The 3,634-nt window shown below is 72.2% G+C and carries 1 protein-coding gene and 1 pseudogene; both read right to left on the bottom strand.

The window, feature by feature from the left end; all coding sequences use genetic code 11:
• Window positions 1-1,605 (bottom strand): annotated as a pseudogene (locus tag ACFXA3_RS38530) (hypothetical protein); the annotation flags it as partial.
• Between the two features lie 407 nt (window positions 1,606-2,012).
• Window positions 2,013-3,050, bottom strand: a complete 1,038-nt coding sequence (locus tag ACFXA3_RS38525) for a Ca2+-dependent phosphoinositide-specific phospholipase C (protein ID WP_385195351.1) — start codon at window positions 3,048-3,050, stop codon at window positions 2,013-2,015.
• Window positions 3,051-3,634 lie beyond the last annotated feature (584 nt).

Below are 3,634 nucleotides of genomic sequence, written 5' to 3'. Positions count from 1 at the left end.
GCCTGACACGGGGCCGGCACGGCCCGGGCGGGGCGCGCCCCCCCCCCCCGCGAGGGCACCCGCCCCACCCGCCCCGGCCGCCCCGGCCGCCCCGGCCGTACCGGGCGGCTCGGGGCTGCGGCTCAGCGCGCGGAGGTACTCCTCGGCCTGCCCGAGCGTCCAGCGGTCCCCGGGATCGCTGCGCACCAGAGCGGCGATCAGCTCGCCGAACGGCTCCAGCAGCGGGTGGGAGAGCGCGATCAGGGAGAACAGCCGGGCCGGCTCCCCCGGGGGCCGCACCACATCGGGCCGGCCCGCCGCCCACCGCGGGTCGAGGTCCGTGACCAGGCAGAACAGCATCACCCCGAGGCTGAACCGGTCCGCCGCCGGGCCGGGCACCGGCACCGGCCGCGCTCCGTGGAGCGCGCCCGCGGCCAGGACCTCGGGCGCGGCGTACCCGATCGTGTAGGCCGGTATGCGCTCCAGGCCCGGCTCGGCCACGTACTCCGTGTCGATCAGCCGCACCTGTCCCGCGGGAGTGACCACGACGTTGTGGGGTTTGAAGTCGCAGACGACGAAGCCCGCCTGATGGAGCGTCCGCAGCAGCGCCACCAGCCGCATCGCCATCCCCACCGCCTCGGACCGGGTGAGCGGCACCTTCCGGGCGCGTTCGCCCTGCCAGAGGTTCAACGGGGTTCCGGGCACCAGCTCCTCGGCGAGGAACAGGTCGCCCTGCTCCTCGAAGAGGTCCACCACCGCGGGGGAGACCGCGGTGGGCGCCAGCCGCTCCAGCATCCGGGCCTCGTCGCGCAGCCGGTCGCGCACATCGGTCCCGTCGAGCCGGGCGCCGACGTGCGCGCGGGCGTGCTTGACGACCACCTCCGCACCGGTGTGCTCGTCGACGGCCCGGTAGACGCCCCCCTTGTTCGCGTGGCGGATCGCGCGCAGGACCCTGAACCGTCCTCCCAGCAGCACGGACGCGGGCGCCGCGGCCGCGGGGGCCGTCTCCTCCTCCGGGAACGGGTACTCCGCCCAGGAAGGGAGGAAGAATCCGGGTTTCCGCTCGTCCTTGACCACGCCCCCGTCCGGGCCGGTCATGCGGTGCTCGAACACGCCGTCGTCGGTGAGGAACCGCTCTCCGCTGAACTCGCCGTACCGGAAGAACACGAGGCTGCCCGGCCGCAGTTGACGGTCGGAGAGGACGCGCGGTCCCGGCAGGCCGGCGGTCGCCGCATCGAGCGCGGACGCCAGCGTCCGGAACTGGTCGTCGTCGCGCGGGTAGACCGTGATGAACTTTCCGCCGCTGCCGCGGTCGGACCAGATGTTCCCGAGCCGTGCGACGCGCTCGAGGTCCGTCGCGAACTTGAACGACGCTCCGTGACGGACCAGGACCTGGGCCGACCGGGCCAGGACCAGGGGTGCGGCCAGTGGGGTGGCCGACACGTGGAGCTTCCAGCCGTGTGCGCGCGGGGCGGACGCGGGCGGCCGTACGAAGCACCACGCGTCGCCCGGCTGGAACGTCCAGTGCCGTCCGCCGCAGCGGTCGAGGACCGCACGCGCCACGTCCAGGAGCAGCAGGGCGTCGGCCGGCGCGTCGGGTTCCGGGGCTGAAGGGGCGCCGCTCACCTTCCCATGGACGCACCGCCCGGCGCCCCTGTCGAGCGGGGGCGGAGACCCGGGAAAGATTCTTGCACTCAAAGTGCAAAGAATTCGTCAAGCGGCGTGTTCGGGTGATTTGAGGGGGTATGGACCTCGTGTCGAGTCGTGATGACCCGAGAAGACCGACGAGAAGGGCCGAGGAAATGGCTGACATCAACGCCCTGGAGCTGCTCCCGCAGGAGCAGGAGGACGAGCAGTCGGAGATGGACTGCACCGCGTGGTCCAGCTGCAGCTTCACGCTCGCAGCCGATGAATGACCGGAGCGCCTGCCCGCTGACCGGTACCGGATCCGCATCCGGGACATGACGTGTGATGGGTTCCCGCCCTCGGGGGGCGGGAGCCCACCTCTGTGTGCGCCGGCGCCGGTGCGGCCGTCAGCAGCTGCGGGTGCGGGTGCCGAAGACCCCCGCGCCGCCCGTCCAGTCGTGGGTCATGACGGACGGCTGTGCGCGCTCGGCGAGGTAGCCGAGCCGTTCGCCGGGTGTGGGGTCGCTCGTGCCGGGCGGTGTCACGCTCTGGGCGCCGGTCGCCGCCAGCAGGTAGTGGCTGCGGCAGTACGCGAGGGGGTCGCCGTTCAGCCAGGCGCCGGCGGAGTCGTTGAAGAGGACGAACCACGGTGCGATCGAGGGCTCGTACGCGGAGCGGGTGGCCAGCGACCGGGTGGCCGGCCAGGCCATCACCTCCGGCAGCCGGCCCGCGGCGGCACGGTCGCGGACGTGGCGTCCGTACTCCACGTCGGTCGGCACGTTGTCCTCGAAGACCTTGCCCTCGACGGTGCCCGGCCATACGTAGAACAGGAACTTGCCCCGCGCCTGCGCCAGCGTGGGCCAGGCCCCGGCCCGGGCGGCGGTGTCCGCGTCGGAGTACGCGGTGCCGGTCAGGTCGCCGGGTGTGAACACCCGGTCGGAGCCGAGCCGACGTGCGATCAGCCGGTCCAGATCCTCCGGTGCCATGCCGCCGCGGCCGTAGAACCCCCACTTCATTTCGAGTTTCACGTAGACCGGGTCGTGGCCGGGGTGCGCGTCGCTCCAGCGCTGCATGTCCGTGAGGCAGTCGGCGAGGTCGCCGTTGCGCACCTGCTTGCCGAACACGTTCTTGCGCGTGCAGTTGCTGTCGCTGGACACGGGATTGCTGTGGCTCACGACCCACCCGGACACCGGGTCGGTGTAGACGTCGATCTCCAGGAGCCTCGACCCGGCGTCGAGCCCGTCGGTCAGCTGCCCGTACGTGCTCTTCTCGTACGCGTTGTGGTTGCCGGAGAGGGTGATCCGGTCGAGCTTCGTGTTCTCGGCGTCCGGGGTGGCGGCCGATACCGGCTGGGCGCCGCACGTCATCCATGCGGCGAGGAGTACCGCGAGGGCGGGCGGCCCCCAGGTGTGACGCTTGCTCGGTCTGGAAGCCTGAGACGGCATGGGGGCTCCATTCGGGGGTGGGTGGCCGGGTGCCGGCCGGCCGCGTTCGGGCTCGCGGCGGCGGATCGGCGGTGAGCACCGTAGCCCGGGGCGCGGGGCGGTCGGGCGGCGAGATCGAGCCATTCGGGCAGGGGGCCCGTCCCGGTGGCCCACGCGGGCGAAGGGTAAAGAATGAGCAAAGCGCCAGGGGCTCGTGGTGGGCGCCGTCGCGCCGCAGGCCCTCCCGTCGTGCGCCAACTCCCCTGTGCGGAAGGGGCCTGTCGGGCGATCCGGGGCCTCGGGTGGCCGCCGGGCCGTTTGGGTGGTTCGTCACGACCCCTTCGCCTGTGCCGGAATTGTCGGAGATTTTTTACTGCACTTAAAGTGCAAATATGGGGGACGCTGGTGGCTGCAGGTACCGCCGGCGCTCCCGGGCAGGTGGGCGGAACGAGTGGGGAGTCCACCTGCCGGAGTCGGGGGAGCGGTGGGGGGGGGGGGGGGGCGCCCCCCCCCCCCCCCGGCGACCGGGGGGGGGTAATTATATTGAAAGGGAGTGGAAAAATGGGGGGGTTTTTTTTTGAGTTGAAGAACATGGGCTAGCATCC

Origin of the sequence: Streptomyces sp. NPDC059456 (assembly GCF_042750055.1) — a bacterium.
Classification (GTDB): Bacteria; Actinomycetota; Actinomycetes; order Streptomycetales; family Streptomycetaceae; genus Streptomyces.
Note: the sequence above shows the minus strand (reverse complement) of the source record. Positions and strands in the feature narration are given on the sequence as shown.